This is a genomic window from Saccharopolyspora halophila, from assembly GCF_039531955.1.
Classification (GTDB): Bacteria; Actinomycetota; Actinomycetes; order Mycobacteriales; family Pseudonocardiaceae; genus Saccharopolyspora; species Saccharopolyspora halophila.
Genome location: NZ_BAAARA010000024.1, coordinates 16,770 through 43,184, shown reverse-complemented (window position 1 = coordinate 43,184; position 26,415 = coordinate 16,770). Strand labels below are relative to the sequence as shown.

At 69.4% G+C, this 26,415-nt stretch carries 23 protein-coding genes; 12 read left to right on the top strand and 11 right to left on the bottom strand.

Features of this window, described 5'->3' with window-relative positions:
- Window positions 1-97 precede the first annotated feature (97 nt).
- Window positions 98-1,162: an AI-2E family transporter gene (locus ABD289_RS24090; RefSeq protein ID WP_344137513.1), complete on the top strand. Its 1,065-nt coding sequence runs from the start codon at window positions 98-100 to the stop codon at window positions 1,160-1,162.
- Between the two features lie 184 nt (window positions 1,163-1,346).
- Complete coding sequence (locus tag ABD289_RS24085) at window positions 1,347-1,823, top strand: DUF7144 family membrane protein (RefSeq protein ID WP_344137510.1); 477 nt, start codon at window positions 1,347-1,349, stop codon at window positions 1,821-1,823.
- A 583-nt stretch (window positions 1,824-2,406) separates the two neighbouring features.
- Here ABD289_RS24085 and aztA read toward each other — a convergent pair.
- Window positions 2,407-3,075: a zinc ABC transporter ATP-binding protein AztA gene (gene aztA / locus ABD289_RS24080; protein ID WP_344137508.1), complete on the bottom strand. Its 669-nt coding sequence runs from the start codon at window positions 3,073-3,075 to the stop codon at window positions 2,407-2,409.
- A gap of 119 nt (window positions 3,076-3,194) precedes the next feature.
- Between aztA and aztB the strand changes: the two genes are divergently transcribed.
- From aztB to aztD, 4 genes are read left to right on the top strand one after another with little or no spacing between them, the layout of a single operon-like run.
- Window positions 3,195-4,067, top strand: a complete 873-nt coding sequence (aztB, locus tag ABD289_RS24075; RefSeq protein WP_344137506.1) for a zinc ABC transporter permease AztB — start codon at window positions 3,195-3,197, stop codon at window positions 4,065-4,067.
- A gap of 11 nt (window positions 4,068-4,078) precedes the next feature.
- Entirely contained in the window at window positions 4,079-5,227 is a 1,149-nt protein-coding gene (locus ABD289_RS24070) for a hypothetical protein (protein ID WP_344137504.1), read from the top strand.
- Window positions 5,224-6,144 (top strand): zinc ABC transporter substrate-binding protein AztC, encoded by a 921-nt coding sequence (gene aztC, locus ABD289_RS24065; RefSeq protein ID WP_344137500.1) that lies wholly within the window; start codon window positions 5,224-5,226, stop codon window positions 6,142-6,144. Before ABD289_RS24070 ends, aztC begins: the two co-directional genes overlap by 4 nt.
- 17 nt (window positions 6,145-6,161) lie before the next feature.
- Complete coding sequence (aztD, locus tag ABD289_RS24060; protein WP_344137497.1) at window positions 6,162-7,322, top strand: zinc metallochaperone AztD; 1,161 nt, start codon at window positions 6,162-6,164, stop codon at window positions 7,320-7,322.
- Between the two features lie 227 nt (window positions 7,323-7,549).
- Here aztD and ABD289_RS24055 read toward each other — a convergent pair whose 3' ends face one another.
- The 3 genes from ABD289_RS24055 to ABD289_RS24045 are packed head-to-tail and all read right to left on the bottom strand — an operon-like array spanning window position 7,550 to window position 11,056.
- A complete protein-coding gene (locus ABD289_RS24055) occupies window positions 7,550-8,884 on the bottom strand; it encodes an MFS transporter (protein WP_344137494.1) in 1,335 nt (444 codons plus the stop codon).
- A 37-nt stretch (window positions 8,885-8,921) separates the two neighbouring features.
- On the bottom strand, window positions 8,922-9,923 hold the full coding sequence (locus ABD289_RS24050) for a PDR/VanB family oxidoreductase (protein ID WP_344137491.1): 1,002 nt from the start codon (window positions 9,921-9,923) through the stop codon (window positions 8,922-8,924).
- Window positions 9,923-11,056 carry an aromatic ring-hydroxylating dioxygenase subunit alpha gene (locus ABD289_RS24045; RefSeq protein ID WP_344137486.1) on the bottom strand — a complete coding sequence of 378 codons (1,134 nt, stop codon included), beginning with the start codon at window positions 11,054-11,056 and terminating at the stop codon, window positions 9,923-9,925. Before ABD289_RS24045 ends, ABD289_RS24050 begins: the two co-directional genes overlap by 1 nt.
- A 109-nt stretch (window positions 11,057-11,165) precedes the next feature.
- Here ABD289_RS24045 and ABD289_RS24040 point away from each other — a divergent pair, with 109 nt between their 5' ends.
- Window positions 11,166-11,750 carry a PadR family transcriptional regulator gene (locus ABD289_RS24040; protein ID WP_344137483.1) on the top strand — a complete coding sequence of 195 codons (585 nt, stop codon included), beginning with the start codon at window positions 11,166-11,168 and terminating at the stop codon, window positions 11,748-11,750.
- 62 nt (window positions 11,751-11,812) lie between these two features.
- On the opposite strand, the gene ABD289_RS24035 is transcribed toward ABD289_RS24040, so the two are convergent.
- The 3 genes from ABD289_RS24035 to ABD289_RS24025 all read right to left on the bottom strand — a co-directional run bounded on the left by ABD289_RS24035 (window position 11,813) and on the right by ABD289_RS24025 (window position 15,107).
- Entirely contained in the window at window positions 11,813-12,889 is a 1,077-nt protein-coding gene (locus ABD289_RS24035; protein WP_344137480.1) for a metallophosphoesterase family protein, read from the bottom strand.
- A 212-nt stretch (window positions 12,890-13,101) separates the two neighbouring features.
- Window positions 13,102-13,887, bottom strand: a complete 786-nt coding sequence (locus ABD289_RS24030) for an enoyl-CoA hydratase/isomerase family protein (protein WP_344137477.1) — start codon at window positions 13,885-13,887, stop codon at window positions 13,102-13,104.
- Window positions 13,884-15,107 carry a CaiB/BaiF CoA transferase family protein gene (locus tag ABD289_RS24025; protein WP_344137474.1) on the bottom strand — a complete coding sequence of 408 codons (1,224 nt, stop codon included), beginning with the start codon at window positions 15,105-15,107 and terminating at the stop codon, window positions 13,884-13,886. Before ABD289_RS24025 ends, ABD289_RS24030 begins: the two co-directional genes overlap by 4 nt.
- A gap of 132 nt (window positions 15,108-15,239) precedes the next feature.
- Between ABD289_RS24025 and ABD289_RS24020 the strand changes: the two genes are divergently transcribed.
- Entirely contained in the window at window positions 15,240-15,950 is a 711-nt protein-coding gene (locus tag ABD289_RS24020; protein WP_344137471.1) for a FadR/GntR family transcriptional regulator, read from the top strand.
- A 233-nt stretch (window positions 15,951-16,183) separates the two neighbouring features.
- Here ABD289_RS24020 and ABD289_RS24015 read toward each other — a convergent pair whose 3' ends face one another.
- Window positions 16,184-17,521, bottom strand: a complete 1,338-nt coding sequence (locus ABD289_RS24015) for an SLC13 family permease (RefSeq protein WP_344137468.1) — start codon at window positions 17,519-17,521, stop codon at window positions 16,184-16,186.
- Window positions 17,522-18,391: 870 nt separating this feature from the next.
- On the opposite strand from ABD289_RS24015, the gene ABD289_RS24010 reads away from it, so the two are divergent.
- Together ABD289_RS24010 and ABD289_RS24005 are read left to right on the top strand one after the other, a co-directional pair.
- The gene (locus ABD289_RS24010) at window positions 18,392-18,865 is read left to right on the top strand and encodes a hypothetical protein (protein ID WP_344137465.1); all 474 of its coding nucleotides are present in this window, start codon (window positions 18,392-18,394) and stop codon (window positions 18,863-18,865) included.
- A 95-nt stretch (window positions 18,866-18,960) separates the two neighbouring features.
- A complete protein-coding gene (locus ABD289_RS24005) occupies window positions 18,961-19,560 on the top strand; it encodes an LURP-one-related family protein (RefSeq protein ID WP_344137462.1) in 600 nt (199 codons plus the stop codon).
- 13 nt (window positions 19,561-19,573) lie between these two features.
- Here ABD289_RS24005 and ABD289_RS24000 read toward each other — a convergent pair whose 3' ends face one another.
- Window positions 19,574-21,028 carry a bifunctional phosphatase PAP2/diacylglycerol kinase family protein gene (locus ABD289_RS24000; protein ID WP_344137459.1) on the bottom strand — a complete coding sequence of 485 codons (1,455 nt, stop codon included), beginning with the start codon at window positions 21,026-21,028 and terminating at the stop codon, window positions 19,574-19,576.
- A gap of 101 nt (window positions 21,029-21,129) precedes the next feature.
- Between ABD289_RS24000 and ABD289_RS23995 the strand changes: the two genes are divergently transcribed.
- Window positions 21,130-22,068, top strand: coding sequence for a diacylglycerol/lipid kinase family protein (locus ABD289_RS23995; protein ID WP_344137456.1), 939 nt, complete (start codon window positions 21,130-21,132; stop codon window positions 22,066-22,068).
- Between the two features lie 861 nt (window positions 22,069-22,929).
- Here ABD289_RS23995 and ABD289_RS23990 read toward each other — a convergent pair.
- Both ABD289_RS23990 and ABD289_RS23985 read right to left on the bottom strand, forming a co-directional pair.
- Complete coding sequence (locus ABD289_RS23990; protein ID WP_344137453.1) at window positions 22,930-23,850, bottom strand: sugar phosphate isomerase/epimerase family protein; 921 nt, start codon at window positions 23,848-23,850, stop codon at window positions 22,930-22,932.
- Between the two features lie 2 nt (window positions 23,851-23,852).
- Window positions 23,853-24,983, bottom strand: coding sequence for a Gfo/Idh/MocA family protein (locus tag ABD289_RS23985; RefSeq protein WP_344137450.1), 1,131 nt, complete (start codon window positions 24,981-24,983; stop codon window positions 23,853-23,855).
- A gap of 157 nt (window positions 24,984-25,140) precedes the next feature.
- Here ABD289_RS23985 and ABD289_RS23980 point away from each other — a divergent pair, with 157 nt between their 5' ends.
- Window positions 25,141-26,364 carry an ROK family transcriptional regulator gene (locus ABD289_RS23980; protein ID WP_344137447.1) on the top strand — a complete coding sequence of 408 codons (1,224 nt, stop codon included), beginning with the start codon at window positions 25,141-25,143 and terminating at the stop codon, window positions 26,362-26,364.
- The last annotated feature ends 51 nt before the right edge of the window (window positions 26,365-26,415 follow it).

Sequence of the window (26,415 nt, the reverse complement as noted above, 5' to 3'; positions counted from 1 at the left end):
ACTCCGCCCGGCACTGCGGCGGCGGAGGTGGCCGAACCGAGACGTGTTCGACGGCCGGGCCTGCGGCGCGGCCGGGTAGCTCCGGAGGGCGACGCGCATGGTGAACGACTCGTCCGGGGAGAAGGGGATCGCGCAGGTCCCGCTGACACGTCATGCGCAGATCGCCTGCGTGTACCTGACCGTCGGTGTGCTCGCGGTCCTGGCCTACGCGGTGCGGGGCATGCTCGTCCTGGTGTTCCTGGGTTTCTTCCTCGCGCTCGGCGTGGAGCCGGCCGTCGCCTGGTTGCAGCGCCATCGTTGGCGACGTGGTTTGGCGGTCGCGTCGGTCGTCCTGGCATTGCTGGGCATCGTCGGTCTCGTGGTCCTGCTCGCCGTCGTTCCGGCAGTTGGCCAGATCGGCCAGGTCGTCGCGCGGATACCGACCTTGCTCGACGGCCTCAGCGCAAATCTCGGCGATCAAGCGGACTTGCGCGCGCACTTGCACGATCCGGCGTTGCACGAACGCGTCAAGGAGGTCGCCGGCGACGCGGCGACGTGGGTCATGCGAGCCCTGGCCGCGGGTTTCGCAGCGCTGGGCGTGGTGCTCGGGGGTGTCTTCGCCGCCTGCACGGCAGGTGCCCTGATGGTCTACTTCTCCCTCGCGATGCCACGCATCCACGCCGCCATCGAACGTTCCGCGGCGACCCGACCGGGACGGGCGGAGGCGGTGCGCCAAGCGATGGGCCGGGTCGGTGGCTACGTGACGGGCCAAGCCGTGGTCTCGTTGTGCGCTGGCGCCGTGTCGTACGTTTTCTTCCTCGTAGCAGGGGTGCCGTACCCGGCGCTGCTCGCGCTGGTGGTCGCCTTGCTGGACACGATCCCGCAGGTCGGCGCCACGCTCGCATCCGCGGCGGGGACGCTGGTAGCGCTGAGCCAGAGCATTCCCCTGGCCGCGGCCACCCTGCTGTTCTTCATCGTCTACCAAGCCCTGGAGAACTACCTGGTCGCACCGCGGGTGTTCGCCAGGACGGTAGAGCTGAGCCCGCTCGGCGCGTTCGTCGCGATCCTCCTCGGGGGTGCCCTGGCCGGTGTGCTCGGCGCGATGCTCGCGCTGCCGATCGCTGCGGCGCTGAAAGTCCTCTACCAGCAGGCGAAGGTCGAATTGCGAGACCAGACGCGATGATCACCTGCCACACAAGCCCCGAACTGAAACATCTCCCAAATGGCAGGCCGTTGCCGAGGCGATGTGGTCCGGTGGTGCTCTCTCGAACCACGCCTACGGGCGGCGCCTCGGTGGTCGTGCTGCGCAATCGTGCGAATGGAGCGACGCTGGTCAGGCAACACCTCGGAGTGAAGGGGGCGCTGAGATGTCGAATGAGGGGCAGCAGACCACACCCGGTGGTGAGAGGCGCGTCGAACAGGAGCCGGAACAGCGGCGGGAATGGTCGGTGGCCCGTGCCAGGTCGACGGCCGGAACGTCCGGGTGGTTGGCGTTCGGCGGCTGGATGCTCGTGCTGGCGGGTGCCTTCAACATCATCGCTGGGCTCGCGGCGTTGTTCCGGCCCGACTACTACGTGGTCGTCGCCGGAGAATTGCTGGTGTTCGACTTCGTCGTCTGGGGGTGGGTCTGGCTGGCGGCCGGGGTCCTGCAAGCTGCGACCGGGGCCGGTTGCCTAGGCGGACAGCGGTGGGCGCGGATCACGGGCGTCGGCTTGGCCGGGCTGGCGGCGATCGGGCACCTCGCCTTCCTCGCAGCCTTCCCGCTGTGGGAACTGGCATCGATCGCGCTGTCCGTACTGGTGATCTACGCGCTGGTGGTCCCCGACAAGGACGCGGTCGGCTGAGCCGGCCGTGCCTCGTGCTCCCGGAGCCCGAGCGTGGGTGGCGCTCGGGCGGGTGAGAGCGTCCGCGCGGGCGTTGCGCCGGGCGACGACCGGGCCCGGGAATCGCCGGGCGCCGAGTGGTGTGCGCTCTAGTTCGCCGGGAGGTCGAGATGGCCCCAAGCGCGCTCCTGAGACGTTCGGCGACGACGCGATGGATGCGTACTCGCGACGGTCAGCTCGGTCGCCGCTGCGATCACGTCGAGCGTCGCGAGCCTGCGCACCTGCGGGCCGCGCTTTGCCCGCTCGCCCGAGCACGACCTTCCAACCGATCGTCAACTCCGCTGACGCCTCCCGAACCGCGACGCCACACTGATCGAGATTGCATTGACCAGGTCCGCGGTGTTCGACCCGCAGCCTGGGCCTCGGGAGATTGCGCGGAGCTGGGCATCACGAATGTCGGGACACCGCAGAAGCCTAGCTGACGTCACGCCCGTCGAGGGCCCTTTTGGGCACGCGGACCCGGACGACGCGACGTATCGCAGCCGTGCTCCCGTGTTCCGATACCCGGTTCTGAGATGCGGGCCGCGGCGTCGCGCTGCTCCGGCTAGTCGGCACGGGGTGTCCAGAGTTCGTTGATCGCTGCGTCGGTGAGGACGTCACCGGGGTGTCCGGTGGCATGGATGCGGCCGCGGTGGAGCAGCAGGCAGTGATCGGCGCGGCGCGCCTCGGTGATGTCGTGCGAGACCTGGACCACGGTGCGCCCCTCCCGCGTTTCGGCTCGGACGGCTTCCGCGATGAGCCTGCGGGCGTGGGGATCGGCTCCCGCGTCGGGCTCGTCGAGCAGCAGCAGATTCGCGTGCTGCGTCAGCCCTTGGGCCACGAGGACGCGCTGGCGTTGTCCGCCGGAGAGCGCGCTCAAGCGCCGGTTGGCGAACGCGGTGATCTCGAGCCGGTCCATCGCCTCGCGGATGGCTTCGCGGTCGGCGGTCTTCAGCTTGCGCCACGGGCCGCGCTCGGCCCAGCGGCCCATCGCGACGGCGTCGAAAACCGTGCAGGGAAGGGCCTCCGGGACCGCGCTGTGCTGCGGGACGAGCGCTGGTCTCCCGCTGTAGCGGCTGCGCAGCGCGCCGTTGCTCGGCAGCGTGCCGGCGAGCGCGGCCAGGAGGGTCGACTTGCCCGCACCGTTCGGGCCGACCACCGTGGTCAGGGCATTGCGCGGGATCTCCGCCGCGGCGACGTCGAGAACCTGTTTTCCCCGGTAGCCGGCCCTCACTTGGCTTAAGGCGACGGCGGGTGGAGGCACGCTGCTCACAGTTCCCCTCAGGTAGTCGTGGGCGAAGTCACGCCTACACCCACGATAATGACAATCGTTTCCATTGTAGGTTGTCCGTCATGGATTGGCTATTGGTCCCGTTCGAGGTGTCCTTCGTCGAGCGCGCGTTATGGGCGGGTTTGCTCGTCTCGGCGATCTGCGCGCTGGCGGGCACGTGGGTCGTGCTGCGGGGGATGGCCTTCCTGACCGATGCCATGTCGCACGGGATGCTGCCGGGCGTGGCGATCGCCTCGGTCCTCGGTGGTGATCTGCTGCTGGGGGCGGCGCTGAGTGCGGGGGCGATGGCCGCCGGGGTGTCGGTGCTGGACCGATCGCGGTGGTTGTCGCGGGACACCGGCATCGGGTTGCTGTTCGTGGGGATGCTGGCGACCGGCGTGATCGTGGTGTCGCACTCCAGGTCGTTCGCCGTGGACCTGACCGGGTTCCTGTTCGGCGACGTGCTCGCAGTCACCGATGGCGACCTCGTGCGGCTCGCCGTCGCGCTGGTGGTGGCGGTCGTCGTGTCCGCGGCCGCCTACCGCCCGTTCCTCGCGCTGACCTTCGATCCGCGCAAGGCCCACACGTTGGGGATGCGGCCGCGTCTGGCGGGCCTCCTGATGACCGGGCTGGTGACGCTGGCGATGGTGATGTGCTTCCAGATCGTCGGAACGCTGCTGGTCTTCGGTCTGCTCATCGCCCCGCCTGCTGCCGCCACCCTGTGGGCGAACCGGGTTCCGCTGGTCATGGCCGGTGCCGCCGGGTTCGGCGCCGCTTCGACCGCCTTGGGATTGCTCGCCTCCTGGCACTGGGGGACCGCTGCCGGGGCCAGCATCGCCGCCACCTCGGTGGCGCTGTTCTTCCTGTCCGCCTTGCTCGCCGCGCTGCGCAACCGCAGGCGAGCTCTGATCACCCGCTCCGAAGCCGTCGAGAAGGAAGTTGAGCCGGTCGCGTGAAACACCGCAGTTTGAAGGCACTCCCGTTAGGTCTGGTCGCGTTGGCGGCCAGCGCATGTTCGCAACCTCCGCAAGCACCGCAAGCACCGCCGCCCGCGCCGCACGGCTACGTCGAAGGCGCCGAGGAAACCGCCGAGGTGCAGTCCCGGCTGGTCGTCGCCGACGACGGGGGAGCGGTGCGGATGCTGGACCTGCTCACCGAGGAGGTCCGCGCCCTCGAACCCGTGCCGGGAATCCGCGACGTCACCACCGACGGCCGGTTCGCGTACCTGTCGGGCGCTGACTCGGTGCGCATCGTCGACAGCGGGGCTTGGACGGTCGACCACGGCGATCACGCGCACCACTACCGCGCCGAGACGCGCGAGCTGGGGGAGCTGCCGATCGCCACGCCGGTGCACGCGCACAGCGACAAGGCCGTCGTCGCGCTGTCCGGTTCGGACGGTGAAACCGCGCTGCTCGACAAGGAAGCCCTGGACGACGGGCAGATCGAGCGCACTGGAAGGGTGCGCGTCATGCCAGGAACGGCGGCGGTGCCCTACGAGCAGCGCGTCCTGGCCGTGGACCACGGCGTCGTGCGGGTCCTGGACCGCGACGGCACCGAGACCGCCCGCATCACCGAACCCTGCAACGAGCCCGCCGGAACCGCGGTGACACGTCGCGGCGTGGTGTTCGGTTGCACCGACGGCGCCCTGCTCGTCTCCGCAGATGATGGGCAGTTCCACGGCGAGAAGATCGCATACCCGGCGGGTGGGCAACCACGCGCCACCGAGTTCCACCAGCGGCCGGGCAGCGACACGCTGGCCGCGCTCGCCGGAACCGACGGTGCGTGGCTGCTCGACCTGTCCGAGCGGTCCTTCCGGCACGTGCCCACCGGGCCGGTCGCGGCGGTCAACGCCGTCGGAGCGGGCGGTTCGCTGCTGGCGGTCGGCACGGACGGGATCGTGCGCGCCTATCGCGAGGACGGCACCGAGATCGCCCGCAACCAGGTGATCGCGCCCGGTGGACCGCCGCCGAGCATCCGGATCGACACCTCGCGGGCCTACGTCAACGACGTCACCGCCGGAACCGTGCACGAGATCGACTACAACGACGGTCTCCGCATCGCCCGCAGCTTCCGGCTGGGCGGTCGGGCCTCGCACGTGGTGGAGACCGGCCGATGAACCGCACCATAACGCGTGCGCTCCTCGCTGTGATCGCGCTGCTGTTGAGCGCCACCGCCTGCACCGCAGCACCGCAGCAGCGGGCGGGCGTGGTCGTGACGACCAACATCCTCGGTGACATCACCCGGCAGATCGCCGGGGAGCAGGTGCCGGTATCGGTGCTGATGCCGCCCGGTGCCGACCCCCACTCCTTCGGGATCTCCGCGCAGCAGGCCGCCGAACTCGAACAGGCCGACCTCGTCGTGCACAACGGGCTCGGCCTGGAGGAGGGCGTGCAGCGCAACGTCCAAGCCGCCCGAGCCGAGGACGTCCCGACGTTCGCCGTCGCCGAGCACGTCGACCCGCTCGAGATCGCCGGTCCGGGCTCCCAGCCGGATCCGCACTTCTGGACCGACCCGTCACGGGTCGCGAAAGCGGTGGACCTGCTCGCCGACCAGCTCGTGGCGCACGTCGACGGCGTCGACGCCGCAGCGGTGAAAACCCGGGCGGCCCAGTACAAGGGCGAGGTGCTGGCTCTCGAAACCGAGATGCAGCGGCGCTTCGATCAGATCCCGCCGGAGCGACGCAAGCTCGTCACCAACCACCACGTGTTCGGCTATCTCGCGCAGCGCTACGACTTCGAGGTGATCGGTGCGGTCATCCCCAGCGGCACCACGCTGGCCTCGCCGAGCGCTTCCGATCTGTCGTCGCTGGCCGACGCCGTCCGGCGGGCGGGAGTGCGCACGATCTTCGCCGATTCCTCGCAACCGGACCGGCTGGCCCGGGTGCTGGCCGAGCAAGCCGGGCTCGACGTGCGCGTGACCCCGCTGTTCTCCGAATCGCTGAGCGAACCGGGTGGCGGTGCCGCCACCTACCTGGAGATGACCCGCGCGAACACCGAGGCGATCACATCCGGCCTCGGTGCCGGAAACCCCTGAAGGAGAAGAGGAAAACCATGTTGAAACCTGCCCGCTTACCGGCGGCCGTCGCGACGATGGCGCTGGCCCTGACCGCGTGCGGCTCCCAGCAGCAGGCCACCGCACCGAGCGATCCCGAACAGGTCGTGCCCGACCCGATCGTCACCACCTACGACGGTGGCGTCCTGGTGCTCGACGGCAAGACGTTGGCCGTGGCCGAGGACATCCCGCTGCCCGGCTTCAACCGGCTCAATCCGGCGGGCGACGCCGAGCACGTGGTGGTGTCCACCTCCACCGGCTTCCGAGTTCTCGACGCCGTGCACGCGCAGCTCACCGATGTGCAGTTCCCGGCTCCCGAACCAGGACACGTGGTGCGCAACGCAGGTCGAACCGTGCTGTTCTCCGATGGGACCGGCGAGGTGACCTCCTTCGACACCGCCGAACTCGCGCGCGGAAAGCCGGAAACCGACCAGCACACCGCCGCCCAGCCGCACCACGGCGTCGCGGTGGAGCTGTCCAACGGGCAGATGGTGTTGTCGCTGGGCGACGAGGAGGAACGCACCGGCATCCTGGTGCTCGACGAGCACCGTCACGAGATCGCCCGGAACGAGGACTGCCCCGGCGTGCACGGCGAGGCCGTCGCGCGGGGCGAAGCCGTGGTCATCGGTTGCGAGAACGGCGCGCTGGTCTACCGCGACGGGAAGATCACCAAGGTCACCAGCCCGACCCCGTACGGGCGGATCGGCAACCAAGCCGGCAGCGAGCACTCGCCCGTGGTGCTCGGCGACTACAAGCAGGACGAGGACGCCGAACTCGAACGCCCCCAGCAGGTCTCGTTGATCAACACCGAGGACTCGTCGCTGAACCTCGTCGACCTCGGCACCAGCTACACGTTCCGCTCCCTGGGTCGTGGCCCTGGCGGGGAAGCGCTCGTGCTGGGCACCGACGGTCAGCTGCACGTGATCGACCCGAACGAGGCGCGCGTGGTGCGCAGCGTTCCGGTGATCGGGCAGTGGGAGGAGCCGCTGGAGTGGCAGCAGCCGCGCCCGGCGCTGTTCGTCCGCGGCGGCACGGCCTACGTGACCGACCCGGGCAAGCGCGAGATCCACGCGGTCGACATCGCCTCGGGTGAGAAGACCGCCACCGGCGCGCTTCCCGAGGCGCCGAACGAGATCGCGACGCCGATCGCGGGCCACTGATCCCGCCGCCCCGACTGGCGAGGAGCACCCGCTGACCTGGGAGCAATCGCAGGTCAGCGGGTGCTGGTGCGTTTCGTGCGGATCTGTGGTGATCCCGCGGTTCATCGTCTCCCGGCCGGGCGACCGCGACACGGGGGCACGGGGATGCCTTCCCTGGTCGGGGCGGCGGTCCGGGACCCGATGCGCTCGGAATTCCGATCGATGCGCAAGGGTCCCCGGATAATGCCTCAGGACGTGGCCGGTTCTGCGGCCGCCGGGGTGGAGTCCGGGTCGTGCTTGCGCAGCGCGACCAGGGCGACCGCGCAGAGCGCGACGACTGCGGCGGCGCCGACGTAGAGCTGGGTCGCCGAGGCGCCTGCGTCCTTGAGCAGCCCTGCCAAGGTCGGGGACAGGATGGCGCCGATCCGGCCCATGCCGAGCGCCCAGCCCATGCCGACGCTGCGGACGTTGGACGGGTACAGCGGTGGCCCGACGGTGTAAGCACCGGCGATGCAGCCGTTGATCAGCGCGCCGACGATGACGCCGATCCCGAACCCGAGCCACAGGATCGAGGTGCTCAGGATGAACACCACCATCATCGCGGCCGACAGCAGCGAGAACCCGATCAGCACGACCCGCGGCGGGCGGAGCCGGGCGGCCAGGCCGTAGAGCACGGAGCCGACGGTGCCGCCGATCGAGATCGCCATTCCGGCGGTGACCGCAGCGCTCTTCGAAAGCCCTTCGTCGGCGAGGAGCGTCGGGGTCCAGCTGTTCACGAAGTAGAAGCCGAACATGATGGTGATGAAGATGATCCAGAGCAGGATCGTGGGGGCGAGCAGCTGCTTCAGCCAGCCCGAACCGGCCTGCCGGGCTTCCTTCCGGGCGGAGTTCGCCTGGTCGAGGTCGGGCGTGCTGATGGAGCCCATCCCCATTCGCGCCAGGGTGCGGTTGATGCGCTCCAGGGCGCCGCGGGGACGACGCTGCTCGAGGAAGGCGATCGACTCCGGCAGCAGCGCGGCGATGACGACCAGGGCGAGCAGAGTTCCGAAGCCGCCGGCGTAGAAGACGATCCGCCAGTCGCCGCCCACCGCGGTCTTCGCGACGAGGCTCGCGAGGGTCGCGCCGATGCCGTACCCGGCGGTGTAGATGCCGATGGCGAGGCCGCGGTTCTTCGTGTTCGAGAACTCGCTGGCGATCACGTTGGTGCTGGCCAGGATGCCGCCCACGCCGATGCCGGTCACGAGGCGGAAGACGCCCATCACGAGCGCTGAGGGGGCCATCGCGGCGCCGAACATGCCGATCGTGCCCAGGGCGAGGCTGATCAGGATCAGCGGGCGGCGCCCGATCAGGTCGGCGAACGGGGCGAGCAGCATCGAACCCACCGCCATTCCGACCAGCCCGACCGAGACCAGAATTCCGAACTGGGAACCGTTCAGACCGAATTCCTCGGTGACGGAGGGGCCGGTGAACGCGACTGCCATCACGTCGAAGCCGTCGAGGCAGTTCATGAAGGTGCAGAGCGCGACGATCAACCATTGGTAGCCGGACATTGGCGCCGCGCCGATGCGTGCCGTGAGAGTCATGGAGGTGTCCAGTGGTGAGGGATCCGGTTGCCCGGGATCAGGTGAGGTGGAGGGTGACGGATGCGCGATCACCGGTGTGGCCGGCCACCGCGCGGGAGACGCAGAGGCACAGGTTGGTGCAGCGCTGCTTCTGGGATTCGCTGAGGAAGACGTCGCGGTGGTCGATCGTGCCCTCGGCGTCGACGATCTTGGCCAGGCAGAGTCCGCACTCGCCCTTGCGGCAGTCCGAGAGCGTGTCGATCCCGGCCGCGTCGAGGGCGTCCAGGATCGACGTGTCGGGTGCGACGGCGACCGCCCGGTCGAGCTGGGGGAGGTGCACCAGGAACTCCTCGGCGTCGAACCGGCCGCTGGACCCGAAGGTTTCGAACCGCAGGTTGGTCTGCGCGAGCGCGTGCTCGGTCCAGCTCGACCTGATCGCGTCCATCAGGCCGATCGGTCCGCACATGTAGAGCTCGGTCGTGGCCGCGTTCGGTGCCGCGGCGATCTCGCCGACCAGACCGGGGACCGACAGCGGCGTTCCTTCGTCGTCGACGTGCACCCGGAGCCGATCGCCGTGCTCGGCGCTGAGCTCGTCGAGGTAGGCCATGACCCGGCGACTGCGGCCGACGAGCACGAGCTCGTAGTCGGCACCGCGGCGGCGCAGAGCGGACGCCATCGCGACCAGTGCGGTGACGCCGATGCCGCCGGCGACCAGGACGTAACGACCGGCGCCGACCGCGAGCGGGAAGCTCTGCACCGGGCCGGTGACCGTGAGATCGTCACCGACGGCCAGTGCGTGCATGGCTTCCGAACCACCCCGGGAGGTGGGGGAGAGCTGCACGCTGAGCGTGAGCCGGCGGCCCCCGTCCTCGGATCGCACGACGGAGTAGGAGCGGATCTGCCGTTGGCCCCGGACGGGCAGGGCGACGTCGACGTGCGTGCCGGGCGCCGCGTGTTCGGGGTGTTCGACCTCCAGGACGATCCGGCGGACGCCGTCGGCGACGAGGTCGGCTTCGACGACCTGTGCCCGCCGCCAGCGGGACTGGGAGTTGGCGGCCATCAGGCACCCCCACGTGCAGCCGGAGCCGCCGACGGCCGTCCTTCGGCCGCCAGCATCCGTTCCAGGATCTGGCGGACCCACATTCCGCCGGTGTCGATGTTGAGGCTGTAGAACTCGTGCTCGGGGTTGGCGTCGATCGCGCGCTGCTGGGCGCGCAGCATGTCCTCGTCCTCGGCGAAGACGCCGTGCACGCCTTGGCGCAGCTGGGTGGTGATGGTCTGGCTGTCGAGGCAGTAGTTGCGCATGAACGCCCAGAAGTAGTGACAGGTGCGGTCGGTCTCGGGGGTGATCGTGTTCATCACGTATCCGTTGACGCCTTGGCTGCGATCTCCCTCGGGCGCGCCGGTACCGGCCTTGGCGACACCGACGTCGATGCAGATCGTGGCCGGTGCCTCGAACCTGATGATCTGCCAGCGGTCGACCTTGCCCTCGAAGCCGGGGAACTTGTCGCGCATGTTCTTCAACCAGAACGGCGGGGCGTCGATGTCGCGCATCCAGCGGGCGACGGTGACCGTGTTGCCTTCGTGGGTCACGTCGAACTCGGACTCGGAGAGCGCCTCCTGGCCGATGGTCGAGGAGTGCACGAACTCCTCGTGGGTGAGGTCCATCAGGTTGTCGAGGACCAGCTGGTAGTTGCAGTCGGCGTGGATGGTCTCGCCGTCGCCCGCCCAGGACGGATCGTTCATCTGGTGCATGTCGGGCACGGTGGCCGGGTCGGCGAGGTCGGGGTCGCCCACCCACACCCACACGTAGCGGTAGCGCTCGACGACGGGGTAGGAGGGGACGATCGCGCTCGGGTTGATCGTCTCCTGCGCGGGCATGGCAGTGCAACGACCGGTCGAGTTGTAGCGCAGGCCGTGGTAGGGGCACTGCAACTCGTTGCCGAGGATCTTGCCCTGCGACAGCGGTGCGAGCCGGTGCCAGCAGGCATCGGCGAGCGCGACAGCGCGCCCTTCGGCGTTGCGCCACAGCGCGAGCGGAACACCGGCGACGGTGCGCGCCAGCGGCTGCTTGCCGGTGACCTCGTGGTCCCAGGCCGCCACGTACCAGGCGTTGCGGGGGTGGTTGAAGATCTTCGCCGCGGCCGTGGTCGGCGCTGCGGTCGCCGCCGGCGGAGGAGTCGTGAGCGTCATTGGCCAACTCCCTATGGAGAGAGGTATCTGTTGCGTGAGCCACAAGCTATCTATGGATATAGTGAGTTGGCAAGGGCGGATAGCGTGGCTGATCGGAAGGGAGATCATCTTGTCGCTGCGGTATGCGCTGATCGCGTTGCTGACGGGTCGTCCGATGACCGGCTACGACATCTCGAAGAGCTTCAGCCGCTCGGTCGCGCACGTCTGGCACGCTCCGGACTCGCAGATCTACCCCGCGCTCAATCGGATGGAGCGCGACGGACTGCTCACCTCGGTCGAGGTCCCCTGGGGGAAGAAGGGGACCAAGAAGGAGTACCACGTCACCGACGCGGGGCTCGCCGAGTTCCGGGAATGGATGGAATCGCCTCTGGTGCCGCAGTGGCAGCGGGACCCCGCCTACCTGAAGGCCGCGTACTTCGACTTCGCCGATCCCACCGCGGTGCGCGAGCAGCTGCGGCAGCAGCAGGAGTACTGGCAGGAGCACCTGGCGATGCTCGAAGACACCCGCGCGACCCTCGCCGACCGCACGCATCCCACCCTGGCGGCGCGGATCGCCAAGCTGAACGAGCGCGAGGCCGAGCTGACCGTCCGCTACAAGATCTACGCCTACGACGGACTGATCGCCCGCGCTCGCACCGAGCTGGCGTGGATCCAGGACGGCTTCGCGCTCCTCGACGAGCTGCACGGCACCTGAGGGCTCGCGGTCGTCAGTTCGGCCAGAACATCGGCGCGAGTCCGACGATGTGGGGTGGCCGTCTACGAGGGCAACCAGCGGAACGAGGTGAACGAGGCGGCTGGGCTTTCGTCCCTCCGCAGATGCAGCAGAGCGTGAAGCACCGCACCTGAGTGAGCATTTCGGTCAGCGAGTGCTGATTCCGCCGGTGCGACCCCACAGGGGTGATGATGCGTCAGCCGAAGTGCGCGAGCGCTGCCGGCTGCGAGAGCCGTGGTCGCTGCCGTGCGGCGACGTCGTAACCTGGCCGTGGTGCCGGACGGAAGCACGGTGCGCAGCAGGCCGTGCCGGTGGCCGTGCTTGCGCCACTCCCTGGGGTATCCGAGGGAGACCTCGTGGAACGGGACGCCGTCGTGGTGGGTGATGCGGGGAATGTGCAGGTGGCCGTACACCACGCAGCTCGCCCGGAAGCGGCGGTGCCAGTCGGCGGTGCGTTGCGTGCCGCACCATTGCGCGAACTCGGGATAGCGCAGCACGTCGGTCGGTTCGCGCACGAGGGGGTAGTGGTTGATCAGCACCGTCGGGTACGCGTCATCCAGTTCGGACAGACGGCGCTCGGTTTCGGCGATCCTCGCGCTGCACCAGTCCTCCCGGCTGGGATGCGGATCGGGGTGCAGGAGGAACTCGTCGCTGCACACGACCCCGCTGGCGTAGGCGATTTCAAGCCCCTCGGTCTTGTTCCGCGCGCCGGGTGGGTAGAACGAGTAGTCGTAGCCGACGAACATCGGAACGATCCAGGCCGGACCGCCTTCTCCGGTCCACAGCGGATACGGGTCTTCCGGGGTGAGCACGCCCAGCCGCCTGCAGATCCCGACCAGCTCGCGGTAGCGGTGTTCGCCGCGCAGCTGGACCGCGTCCTGCGGATGCGTCCAGAGCTCGTGATTGCCCGGGACCCAGATGACCTTGGCGAACCGCTCGGCGAGCAGGCGCAGGATCTGTTCGAAGTCTTCCACGATCTCGCTGACATCGCCTGCGATGATCAGCCAGTCGGACTCGGATTCGGGCTCGAGTTCGGCTGCGATGTCCCGGTTTTCGGCGTAGGAGATGTGCAGGTCGCTGATCGCGAGCAGGTTGCCGACCGGTGCTTGGGGTGCAGCCACGCGGACAGGGTAACAATCCGAGCTGGGGGTCTCCGCGCGCGATGAGGTCCGCTCGCGCCGCAGCGGGGCGAAATCGATGCTCGCGCCGACCTCCTCGCGGCCGCGCACGGCGCGTGACCGCTGCCGCTCCGGCGGTGGGTAGGAACCGGGACTCCATCCCGCGGCTCTACGACGGGGTGCCGAGCGTAGCGAGACCTTCGCACGAACTCCGTTCAGGAAGGTTGTTCCACGGGGCGCCGGGATCGGTGGAGGAAGGTCGTGATGCCGCTGCGGAAGTCCGGAGCTGAGACCGCGGGGCTGTCGTTCCGCCGGGTCGCCTCGCGCGCGGGCATCAGCGCGGCGTTGACCGCGCGCTTCGCGGCGACGACGGGGGAGCGGGGCTGGTTCGCGATGCTGTTCGCGACGGCGGTGACGTGACTGGTGAGATCCGCCTCCGGGAGGTCGTCGTCGACCAGTCCTTCGGCGGTGGCCGCCGGGGCATCCAGCAACGCACCGGTGTAGAGCAGCTGCCGCGTCAACGACGGCCCGATCAGGCCGACCATGCGCGCGGCGAACGCGGGACTGCACATGATGCCCAGCTTCGTGATGGGCATGCCGATGCGCGCTTGCTCACCCATGAACCGCAGGTCGCAGGCGAGCGCCAGCTGGCATCCCGCGCCTGCGGCGATGCCCCGCACCTCGGCGAGCACCGGAACGGGGCATTCCTCCACCGCGCGGAAGGTCGATTCCATGCGCGCGAAGGAATCCTCCACCACGTCGAGTTCCGCGTCGATCCACTCGGTGATGTCGGATCCGGCGCAGAACGTGCCGTGCCGTCCGCGAATCACGATCACCCGCACGTCTTCACCGCGCCCGAGTTCGGCCACGCGCTCGGCGAGCTCGCTCCAGCCTGCTCCGGTGAGCGCATTGCGCTTGGTGCCCCGGCCGATCAGCAGCTCGGACACCGGACCTCTGGTGACCACTTCTACCTGCGGGGCCGCGGCCTGACCCGCGGTCATCGGATGACCCCTTTGTCCCGCAGCGCGCCGATCCGGTCCTCGTCCAGACCGAGTGCGGTCAGGACCTCCCCGGTGTGCTGTCCGTGCGTGGGCGGGGCGGTGCGCACCTGCGGCGGCGTTCCGGAGAGCTTGATCGGCGAGGTGACGGTGCGGACCCGGCCCGCGGACGGGTGCTCGACGGCGCTGACCATTTCGCGTGCTACCACCTGCGGGTGGGCCAGTGCCTGGTCGACGGTGTTGATCGCTCCGGCCGGCACGGCGTGCTCGGCCAGCACCTTGCTCCAGTCCTCGGCGGAGCGCTGCGCCAGGGCGTCCTCGATGAGCGGAAGCAGCACATCGCGGTTGCTCACCCGGTCCGGATTTGAGGCGAACCTCGGGTCATGAGCGAGGTGCTCGAGGCCGATCGCGCGGGCGAAGCGCTGCCACAGCCCGTCGTTGCCCGCTGCCACCATGATGTGCCCTTCCTCCGTCGGAAATGCCTGGTAGGGAACGATCGTCGGGTGCGCGGAGCCGTAACGCCCAGGCACCGCGTCGGTGGCGAAATACCCGTTCGCGACGTAGGTGAGCCAGGAGATCTGACCGTCGAGCAGCGATACGTCGACCCACTGCCCCTGCCCGGTGCGTTCGCGCTCCTTGAGTGCCGCGAGCACGCCGATGGCGGTCCACATGCCCGCGGCGAGGTCGGCGCCGGAGACGCCGTAGCGCACCGGTGGACCGTCTGATTCGCCGGTGACGCTCATGACTCCGGACAGCGCCTGGGCGATCGCGTCGTAGCCGGGTTCGTCGCGGAAGGGGCCTGTTTGGCCGTATCCGCTGATCGAGGCGAACACGATCCCGGGGTTTTCGGTCTTGACCTGGTCGTAGCCCAAGCCGAGCCGGTCGGCGGTGCCGGGCCGGAAGTTCTCCACGATCACGTCCGCGGTCCGGGCCAGCCGCTGCACGAGTTCCAGGCACTCCGGGTCCTTGAGGTCGACGGCGACGCCTCGCTTGTTCCGGTTGACGCTGAGGAAGTACGCGGCGGTATCGCCCTGGAACGGCGGGCCCCACGCCCTGGTGTCGTCACCGTCCCGCGCGTTCTCGATCTTGATCACGTCGGCGCCGAGGTCGGCCAGCGCCATGGTGCAGAACGGCCCGGACAGGATTCGGGACAGGTCGAGCACGCGCAGGCCGCCGAGCGCGCCTTCGTGGGATTGCCAGGGACAACGGTCCGCATGGTTCATGTGGAGCCTCCGCACGACGAGGAGAAGGAGAAGTGGACGAGTGGCTAGTCCAGTTTGGATTAGTGGTTCATCCAGTTCGCCACTGGACCAGCACCCTGCTACTGTGGTGTTCCACTTGTCAAGGGGGTTCGATTGGCCGTCACCGACTCATTCCGCCCGCTGTCGCGCACTCGCCTCTACGAGCAGATCGTGGCGCAGCTGCGGGAGTACGTCAGCGCTTCGGGCCTCAAGACCGGCGACAAGCTGCCCTCGGAGCGCGAGCTCGCGGAGAAGATGGGCGTCAGCCGCGCCTCGATCAAGCAGGCGATCGTGGTCCTCGAGGTGCAGGGCCTCGTCGAGATCCGCCACGGCGGCGGGACCTACCTGCGCCAGGACAGCCTGAGCATCGAGCCCATCGCGACGTTGGTCGAGCGGCGCCGTCGCCTGCCGGACGTGCTCGACGCGCGCGAGGCGATGGAGACCAAGCTCGCCGAGCTGGCGGCGCTTCGCAGGTCCGATGCGGACATGGCCGAGATCGAAGCGGCGCTGGAGACGATGCGCGCTGAGATCGAGGACGGCGCCCTCGGCGAGAACGGCGACCGCCTGTTCCACCTCGCGGTGACCGACGCGGCCCACAGCGAACTGCTCGCCGAGTTCATGCGCGAAACCGCCGAGCAGATCGCCGAGAGCCGGCACGAATCATTGCAGCAACCGGGGCGCCCGCACCGCTCGCTGGCCCAGCACGCCCGCATCGCCGAGGCGATTCGCGCACAGGACGCCACTGCGGCTATCTCCGCGATGCGCGCCCACCTCGAAACCGTGCGCGAGGTGCGGTTGCTGAGGTGGATGCCGAACGAGGACTGATCCCGGGAACCCCGAGCTCCGTCTCAGTGGCCACGCTGAGGAGATTCTTCAGTGTGGGGCTTGCGTGTGGTGCGGGTGGCGGAACCTGCCGCGTCGCGTGGCTGCGGAATCCGCTCCTTGAGCAGCCGTCCCGCGCGGCGTCGCGGCTGTCCTCGCCGCACGACGCGGCAGAACCCGCGGCGGCGCGAGTTGCGTCCCGCGCCGCCGCGCGAACCCCGAGCTGAAACATCTCCTCAGATGCCGCTGGGAACCACGAAGGCGAGCCACACGGCAAACGGCACCGTGGTCACGATCAGCCCACCGTAGATCAGCAGCTTGCGGAAGAAGACGTCGCGATCGATGCCCTTCGCGTTGGCCAGCACGATCGCACCGTTCGTGGAGAACGGGCTCACGTCGACGACGGTGGCGGCGACCGAGAGCGCGACGACCATCCCGATCGCGCTGATGTGCCCCTGCAGCAGGAAGGGGACCGCGAGCGGGATGAGCGCCCCCATCAACGCGGTCGACGACGCGACAGCGGAGACCACCGCTCCGACGTAGCACAGCAGAACGGCCGCCAGCAGCGGCATTCCGATGCTGGCCACGGAGTTCCCCGCGTAGTCGATGGTGCCCATCGACTTGAGCACGCCCACGAAGGTGAGCACGCCGCACACCAGGAGCACCGTGGACCAGGCGACTTCCGAGGGCGCGTTGCGAGCCACCTTGGGTGACAGCACGGTCAGCACGACCGCCACGGTCACCGCCACGAGCCCGACGTCCAGGCCGAATCCCAGCGTGGTCACCACCAGCGTCGCCAGCCCCAGCAGCGTGAGGACTCGGTCCTGGTCGAGGTGCTCGACCTGCTCGTCACCGGCTCCCGGGCTGCTCGAGTCCGCACCGGAGCGCGCCGGTGGAGCACCGGAACCTCCTGCGACTGCCGCCATCTCGGGTTCGGCGACGGACACCCGAGACCCGGCTGCCTCGCCCCGCATCAGCCGGAGTCCGCCCAGCGCGCAGAACACCGCGATCGCGATGACCAGGTTGACCACCAAGCTGCCCAGGAACAGCAGTACCGGGCTGCCCGGCAGCTGGTTGTTGGCCACCACCCCGTTGACGATGGTGCCGTAGATGCTGATCGGCGAGAAGCTGCCCGCCTGGGTGCCGTGCACGACCATCACACCCATCATCAGCGGGTTGATGCGGTACTGCGCAGCCAGGCTCAGCGCGATCGGCGCCACGATCGCCACCGCTGCGGGGCTGACCGCTCCGATGGCCGTGATCACCGCCCCGATGCCGAACATGACCCACGGGATCACCCAGACCCGTCCGCCGACCAGCCGCACCGACCTGTGCACCAGCCAATCGGTCGTGCCGTTGGCCCGCGCGATCGCGAACAGGTAGGTGACCCCGACCAGCACGACGAACAGGTCGCCGGGGAAACCGTCGAAGATCTGGTCTTCGGACAACCCGCCTGCGAGAGTTCCCACGAGGAACGCGGCTGCGAAGCACAGGACTCCCATGTTGACCGACATCGTGGTTGCTACGACGAAGGCCACCACCAGCGCGAGGATCGATATCAGCTCGGGGGGCAACGCTGCCTCCTAAGGATCAGGCCGTCGTCACACCGATGGGCGTGACCCACAGCACTGTGGATGACTGGCTAGTCCACTTTCATGGCGAGGATGCTCGGAGTCAAGGCCCGCCGGCCGACCGGCTCGGCCGAGCAGTACCGGCTGAGGCGTGCCCGTGGTCGTCGTTGTCAGGCGGCACCATGCCCTCCGGTCCGCCCTCGGACGCCCACGGCGAACTCGTCGACCTCTTCCGCGGAGCGCTGGTGGAGACGTGCTCGTGAGGTTGCGCCCGGAGATCTCGAAGTGGCTGCGCAGGTGACATCCGGTCGGGAAATGCCGCGGAACGGGGGGCCGTGCGGATCGGCGAGCTGGTGGAGCGGACCCAGGTCCCGGCTCGACTGCTGGGGTACTACGGGGCCCAGGTTCTACGGCTCCCCGCACGTCGCGATGCTGTTCTCCCGCAGCTCGGTGACGGGGTGCGCGGAGCGAGCGATGCGGGCACGTGCGGGCAGAACTCCTCGCTCTCCCCGCACGCGCGGGGGTTTTGCGCTGTTCCGCAGCCGTCCACGGTCCTTCCGCCGACGCGGTGGGCGAGCAGCTCGGCGTGTCCGGCGAGCTCGAACTGCTTTTGCCATCGTTTTCGGTGCGGCCCAGCCCGATTCGCCGCTGCGCAGCCTCGAAATCGGCCAGGTTCCCTGCAGGAGAGCGCGGTGCTGCACGACACACCGCTGCGGTGAGTTCGTTCCGGCGGTTGCGGCGCCCGCTGGGCACGACGACGCGCGACCGATGCAGCGGACGCCGAGCGCTGCAGCACGCGGAATCGGGTTGCCGTGCGCCGGAGGCGCCGACGATGATCGCGGTGCGAAGTCGGCCCTGGGAGGTTGTGCGGCGATGGAACGGCCATCCGAGGTGAACTACTTCGACCTGGCCGAATCGCTCGTCGGTGACGAGCTGAGCAGGCAATGGGCCGTTGCCGTCGGGCGGTGTCTCGTTCGGGTGGCCACCTCGGACGAGTTCGACAACTCGCCGGCGGATGCCAACGTGTTCCAACAATGCTGGGTCGGCGACGACGCGACGGTGCTGTTGCGATACCAGCACTTCTCGGGACGGTTCGGCACGGAGTTCGGCGAACTCGAGCTCGAGTGCGCGAGTTCGGTCCCGCTCGTCGAACTGAGGAGTCATCGGCCGCACGGCTCCGCTCTCCGGCAAGCGATCTTGCTGTACCACCTCCACCTCAACGGGGGGCCTGCGCGCGATCCCGCGTGGACCGACGACCGGGGGTACGCGTGGTGGGGTGCGGAGCCCGCATGCGGATGGCCTGCTCGGACCGCGGACGCGCGTCGATACCGCACCCTGCTGAGCTGAGCACCGGCCTGGTCGTGCCGCCGCGCACGGGTCCCGCCTCGCGGCGGAACCATGGCTAGAGTGGTGCCGGAGTCGTTCCCACCTAGGAGAGCCGTATGGACCTCGACCAGTTCCAGCGCGTCACCACCCTGCACATGCGGCAGCGGGTCACGCTGATGGTCAACCGGTACGAGATCCGCGCCGACGACGGGCAGGGGCGCGAAGGGGAGTTGGTGGCCTTCGCCCAGCAGCGCCGGGCGAAGCTCAAGGAGGAGGTCACGCTCTACACCGGCGAGGACAAGAACGAGGTGGTCGCCTCGTTCAAGGCTCGCAAGATGATCGACCTCGGGTCGGGCTACGACGTCGCCGACGCCGACGGTGCCTCGATCGGACTGTTCCGCAAGGACTTCGGCAAGTCGTTGGCCCGGTCCACCTGGCACTTGGAGCAGCCCGGCCTGGGGACGTACACCGGGCAGGAGCGCAGCATGCCGATCGCGCTGCTGCGGCGGGTGTGGGAGTTCGTGCCGTTCCTGGAGAACATCCCGTTCTTCTTCCCGTACCACTTCGACTTCGACGCGGACGGTGCCGACGTCCTGTCGGTGGAGAAGAAGATCGCGTTCCGGGACCGCTACGTCATCACGGTCAACGACCCTCAGCTGGACCGTCGGCTGGTGCTCGCCCAGGCCGTGGCGCTCGACGCGCTGCAGGCGCGCTGAGCGCGTGCTCCGGTCAGCTGTAGACGTCGAGCACGGCGTGGTGGGCGGTGAAGTCGAACACGCGGCCGGTCCGGCCCAGCTCGCCGTCGGCGGCGAGGGTCGTGGGCGCGCCGAGGACCTCGATGCTCACCCGTTCGAGCTCCCGCTGGACGTAGGCGCGGTTGTGCACCAGCGCGCCGCTGAGCGCGCCCGCGATGAAGCGGGTGCGGGACAGAGCTAGGTCCGCGCGGATGTAGCGGACGTCGAGCACCCCATCGTTCAGCCGGGGACGCCACGAGGGCGCGAACGCCCTCGGCTGGTACGTGCTGCTGCCGACGAACAGCAGCCAGATGCGGTGCGGCCGGCCGTCGATGAGCACCGGGAGCGGCTCGGCCTCGATCAGCACGCGCAGCAGCGCGAACGCGGCCGCGGGCCACTTGCCCCAGCGCGGCTGCCACCTCTCGCGCAGCCGCACCAGCTCGGGGTAGCCGCCGACGCCCGCGGTGTTGACGAACCGCTGCCGCGCTCCGCCGTCGATCCGCACGGCTCCCAGGTGGACCTGCACGGCGGATCCGGCGGCGAGCGCCGCCGCGGAGTCTTGCGTCCCGGTGATTCCGAGATCGCGGGCGAAGTGGTTGAGCGTGCCGGTGGGAATGACCAGCAGCGGCAGACCTCGATCGGCCGCCACCGCGGCTGCGGCCGCGACGCTGCCGTCCCCTCCCGCCACGCCGAGCGCGGCGACCCGGGGCGCGCGGTCGAGGTGAGCGTTGAGCTCGTCGATGAGGTCGGTGCCGGGGCGCGGGTGCAGCAGCACCGCGCTCGGCCAGCGGTCGGCCAGTTCGGCCGAGGGATCGCGGATTCCCGACGACGGGTTGACCAGCAGGAGCAGGCCCTCGCCGGTCGGTAGGGCCGGCGCTCGGCGGCGGGGCCGGGCGGGGGAGGCGCGAAGCGGCCACCAGCGGATCGTCGCCATCGCGACCCCGGCGCCGAGCGCCATCCCGAACACGACGTCGCTGGGCCAGTGCACCCCGGTGTGCACCCGGGAGTAGGCAACCGTTCCCGCCAGCGGCACCAGCGCCAGCCCGAGAACGGGCGATTCCACGCCGACCGCTGTGGTGAACGCCATCGCCGACGCCGCGTGCCCGGACGGGAACGACGAGGACGACGGTGGCGTGCGCAGCCGCCGGTGGCGCGGCAGCAGGTGAACGGCGGGGCGTCGGCGGCGCAGGAGCGCTTTGCCGAGCCCGTTGGTGACCGCGCTGCTGAGCGCGATCGACGCCGCGCCGCGCAGCGCCGCTCGTCGCCAGGGGCCCTTGCGCGTGGCGAGCACCCCGGCGATGGCGAACCACAGCTTGCCGTGATCGGCCAGCACCGTCAGCTGCCGCAACCCGCGGTCCGCGGCTGTGCGCGGCCACGACGCCGAGCCGATCACGAAGCCGCGGTCGGCCGAGCGCAGGCTTCGCGTGGCGCGCCGGAGGCGGTTCCGCATCCTGCGCACGGTAGCGGCGGTTGAGGACCGGTGGCGACTCGTGCCGACGGTGCGGCATGTAGAAAGGAGCCGGACCGTGTCGTCGACGGAGGAGTGTGGAGATGCGGGTCGAGCGTCCTGCCACCAAGGCCGCCCTGGTGGTCAACGTGCATTCCCGGACCGGGGGCAAGGCGTACTCGTACGCTCTCGGGAAGCTCCGCGAGCTCGGCGTGCCGGTGGGCGCGACGTTCCCGTTGCACGATCCGTCCCGGATGGTCGAGACGGTCGAGGCCGCGGCCTCGAACGGCCACGACCTGGTGATCCTCGGGGGCGGCGACGGCAGCGTCAGCTCGGTGGTCGACGTGCTCGCGCACCGCGACCTGCCGCTCGCGCTGCTGCCGCTGGGCACGGCCAACGACTTCGCGCGCACCATGCACATCCCGACCGATCTCGACGCCGCGTGCAAGACCATCGCCGACGGGCACATCGTTGACGTGGATCTCGGGCTGTGCGGGGACAACTACTACGTCAACCGGGCTTCGGTGGGCCTGGGCGCCGAGGTCGCGCAGCAGATGTCGCACCGGATCAAGCGCTACTTCGGTCCGCTGGCCTACCCGGTCGCCACCGCGAAGGCGTTCTTCAAGCACGACGCGTTCCCGGCGCGGTTGAGCTTCCCGGAGGACGACAAGGGGCCGATCGCGTACGACTCCCTGCTGCAGATCTCGGTGGCCAACGGCCGCTACTTCGGCGGCGGGCAGCTGGCCGCGGGTGATTCCGGCATCGACGACAACGCGCTGGACGTCACCGTGGTGCACAACAGCGGTGTGGCGGGGCTGGTCGGCATGGCGCGCGACGTGCGCAGCGGAAGGACCAGTCCGAAGATCGAGCACCACCGGGTGCGGGCGGTGCAGATCGACACCGATCAGGAGATGCCGATCAACATCGACGGCGAGGTCGTCGCGAACACCCCGCAGCACTTCAAGGTGGCCCGCAACGCGCTGCACGTCGTCGCCCCGGAAACGTGGAGCGACGGCCAGCCACCGGAGGCCGAACCCGAGTAACCCTCCGCCGCATCGGCGCGATCCCCGCCGGATCCGGGCGGCGGGCCCGTGACAGTTTTGCCTGAGGAGCCGCGGAGGAAGCACGCGAAACCAGCTTGACCAGCGCGCTGTCCACCTAGCAGCTGAACTTCCAGTGAGCACTGCTCCGACCGTCCGCCCCGCCGAACAAGTCCCCCAACACACCGGCGCGCCTCTGTGCTCGAAACATGGGACCAGACTGCTTCGTGCTTCCTCGTCGGGCGGCATGAGGTTTGGGACCACGAGCCTGACTGTGATGATCTGCCCTGGGGATCCGGTGATGCCGCGAGCTCAGCCCACTCCGCCTGCCGGAGCGCGCGCCGAGCTCGCTCAGCTGTATGCGCGAGGGCGCGGGCCGGTCGCGTTTGTCGACGAGTCGTTCCCGCCGGGCCGCATGTTCTACGTCTGTCCGCGGCGCTGTGTGAGCGAGATGAACTGACCATGCGCCGGGACGGGCTGGCGCAGGTTGGCCGTTGGTCGTGTCCTGCATGCGACCGACTGGTTCCGACCTTTGACACCGAGCAGTCTCCGCGGGCTCAGCGACGGTGGCCGCCAACGCGGAGCTCAGGGCGTCATAACCGGGCCGCGCGAGCCGACCGTTCGTGTGCAGCGGCAGTCCCGGGCGCGTTGCTGCGACTGCGTCCGCAGATGCCGAGCGATCTCTGGTCGCAGAGCGGACTCGAGGATCCGCTGTTGACCCCGAGATCGGGGGCTGCATGTCTTCCCGTTCCTGGCGCGGGGTTGTCCTCACCTGGAACGTTCCCGCCGGGTTGCTAGGCAAAACTGTCACTTCACCGGGGTGCCACCCCTCCTCGTTCATGGACGTCTCGCGTCCGCTGGTTGCTACCCGACGATCAGCGGACGCAGCGTCCGATGCGCGATGCCCAGGCCCTGAGTGATCCGCTCGTCGTCGCCGCCCCAGATCGGATCCTCGTGCTCGACCGACAGGGTACCGGTGAAACCGTGCTCGTAGAGGCGGTCGACGACCCCGGGCCAGTCGACCTGGCCGCGACCAGGGACGCGGTAGCGCCACCAACCCATGTCCCACGGGTTTCCACTCTTGTCGACCTTGCCGAAGAACCCGTACCGGTTCCGCGCACGCGGGTCGAGCTCGACGTCCTTGGCCTGGGCGTGCACGATCCGATCGACGTGGGGCGCGATGGTCTCGATCGGGTCGATCCCGATCCAGGTCAGGTGCGACGGGTCCCAGTTGAGGTAGAAGCCCAGCGAGAACATCCACTCCCACAGCTCCGGCGAATAGGCGAGGTTGCCGGGATAACCGTCGGGGTGCCAGCCCTCCATCACGCAGTTCTCGATGATGATCGTGACCCCGCGCTCCCCCGCGTAGTCGACCAGCTCCGGCAGGATCCGCTCACCTTCGGCGAGGTTGTCGGCGACCGACCTGGTCGGGTCCCGGCCGATGAAGGTGCCCACGTACGAAACGCCCAGCAGCTGCGCGGCATCGATCGAGTGCTTGAGATGGGTCCGGATCTCCGCTCGGCGCGCCGGGTCCGGGTGCAGGTTGTTCTCGTAGTAGGCGAGTGCGGAGAGCCCGAGGCCGTGCTTGGCGAACAGTTCGCGCGTTTCGTCGGCCTCGCGCTGCCCGAAGGAGGCGACGGGCAGGTGCGCGGCCTCGAAATCGCGGCCGCCGGTGCGGGGCCAGCAGGCGACCTCGAGAGCCTCGTAGCCGGCGTCGGCGGCCCAGCGAGCCACTCGTTCGAGGGTCCACTGCGGCAGACATGCGGTGAGCATTCCCAGCTGCATTCTCACACCTTCGTCCAGGATTCGTTGCTTGCGGAGCGCAGAACGGCGTCGACCATGCGGGCCGAGCGCAGTCCGTCTTCGAACGTGGGAAGTCCTACGGGATCGCTCCCGTCGATGGCGGCGTAGGTATCGGCGACGAACGCCTCGAAGCACTGGGCGTATCCCTGCGCGTGCCCGGCGGGCAGCACGGACAACCGCCGCTGTTCGGGCGAACCGGACCCGATGTCGCGCACCACGGTCCGGCTGGCCTCGGTTCCGCCGAGCCAGGCGTGCTCGGGGTTCTCCTGATCGAACACCGCGCTGTTGCGCGAGCCGTCCAGCTCGAACCACAGCCGGTTCTTGCGCCCAGCCGCGACCTGCGAAATCGTCGCCGACCCCAGCACACCCCCGCCGGTGCGCAACAACAGCACGGCGGAGTCCTCGGTTCGCACCTCGGTCCGCTCGCCATCGCCCTGCGCCGGTCCGGCGAAAGAGCGCACGGCAGCGGCCGGGCGGGTGGGTACCGCGATGGACAGCTCGGCGAGCACGTCGACGAAGGTCTCGCCCGACACCCACTGCACCAGGTCGCACCAGTGCGACCCGATGTCGGCGAACGCCCGCGAGGCACCGCCGAGTTCGGGCTCGACACGCCATCCGGAGGCGTCCGGATCCAGCATCCAGTCCTGCAGGTAGCTGCCGTGCAGCAGGTTGAACTCGCCGAATTCCCCCGCCACGCGACGATCGCGGATTTCGCGGACCACCGGGTGGTAGCGGTAGACGAACGGAACCGTGGCCACCAAACCGGATTCGGCAGCCGCGGCGGCCATCCGCTCGGCCTGGTCCAGCGAAATCCCCAGCGGCTTCTCGCAGATCACGTGCTTGCCGGCCCGCAGGGCCGCTTCTGCGAACGACGCGTGCGTGGCGTTGGGCGTGCAGACGTGCACGACGTCGACGCGATCGTCGGCCAGCACCTCGTCGAGGTTCGCGTAGGCCGCCGTTCCCCACTCCCCGGCGACCGCACGAGATCGGGGTTCCGAGGACGCCAGTACGCCGACGATCTCGGCGCCGGAAAGGATCGCGGCGCGGCGGTGCACCTCGCCGATCATCCCGGCGCCCAGGATCGCGACACCGCGCCCGGTCTTGCCTGGGCTCACGCGGAGCCTCCTTCGTTGGATCAGTCGACATCAACGGGTGTCTCACGCCCGATTTTGGTCGCTCTCAAAGCTAAGCCCCCTATTTTGTGTCGGCAATATCCATGATTTATTTTCTTCTCGGTCATAAATTGACGCTAAATCGATCGGAGGATCGAAGATGGGGTGGGAACCGGTCCGGATGGCCGTACCGCGAACGTCGGGTCGCGCCGACGGCGCCCTGGTGCACAGCAGCTTGGCGCGGCTGATCGCCTCCGGTGCCGCCGAAAGCCGGGTGGACCTGGTCAAGGCGACCGGTCTGGCCCGGTCCACGGTCAACAGCCACCTCGACGCGCTGATCGCCGCCGGGGTCGTCATCGAACGCGGACCTGTCGGCGGCGGTGGCCGCGGGCGCCCAGCGCACCGGCTGGCGATCGCACCCCGGGCCGGCGTGGTCCTGGCCGCCGACGTCGGCGCGCACAGCAGCCGACTCGCCGTCGCCGACCTGGGCCAGAACGTCCTCGCCGAGCAGCAGGTCGAGCTGGACATCGCCACGGGCCCGGAGAAATCCCTGGACCTGCTCACCGAGCACCTGCGCGAACTGCTGACGACCACCGGCGTGACCGATGACGAGGTCAAAGCACTCGTCATCGGCCTTCCCGGGCCGGTGGACCCGCACGTGGGCATGCCCGTGCGGCCGCCGATCATGCCGGGATGGGACGGCTTTCCGGTCGGTGACGCGATGGCCGACCGGTTCTCCTGCACCGCTTCGGTGGACAACGACGTGAACCTGATGGCGCTCGGCGAGGCCCGCGCGCTCGAGGCACAGGAGTCACCGCTGCTGTTCCTCAAGATCGGCACCGGCATCGGCGGAGGGATCGTCTCGGCCGCGGGCGAGCTGCACCGGGGGGCGGACGGCGCCGCCGGCGATATCGGGCACATCCGGGTCCCCGGATCCCACGACGTGGTCTGCCAGTGCGGCAACGTTGGCTGCGTGGAAGCGGTGGCCTCGGCTGACGCCGTGATCCGGGCACTGCGCACCGAAGACGGCGGCCCGCGGGACATAGAGGACCTCGCCCGCCTGGTGCGCGACGGTGATGCGACCGCGATCCGGCACATCCGCTCGGCCGCGTCCACGATCGGTGAGGTCGTAGCGATGTTGGTGCACTTCTACAACCCGAAGCGGATCGTGCTGGGCGGCCTGATCACCGCCGTCGGCGACGACGTCCTGGCGGGCATTCGCAGCGTGGTCTACCGCCGCGCGCTCCCGCTGGCCACCCGGCACCTCTCGCTCGCCAACAGCACCCTCGGGCGCTCGGCGGGCGTGGCCGGCGCGGTGGTGGCCGGGATCGAAAACGTGCTCCGCCCGGAAGGAATCCGCGACCTGGTGCACGACCCGTCTTGACACGGGGCATTCAAACCAGTACTCATTTAACTCGTCTCACGCCCCCGTTTC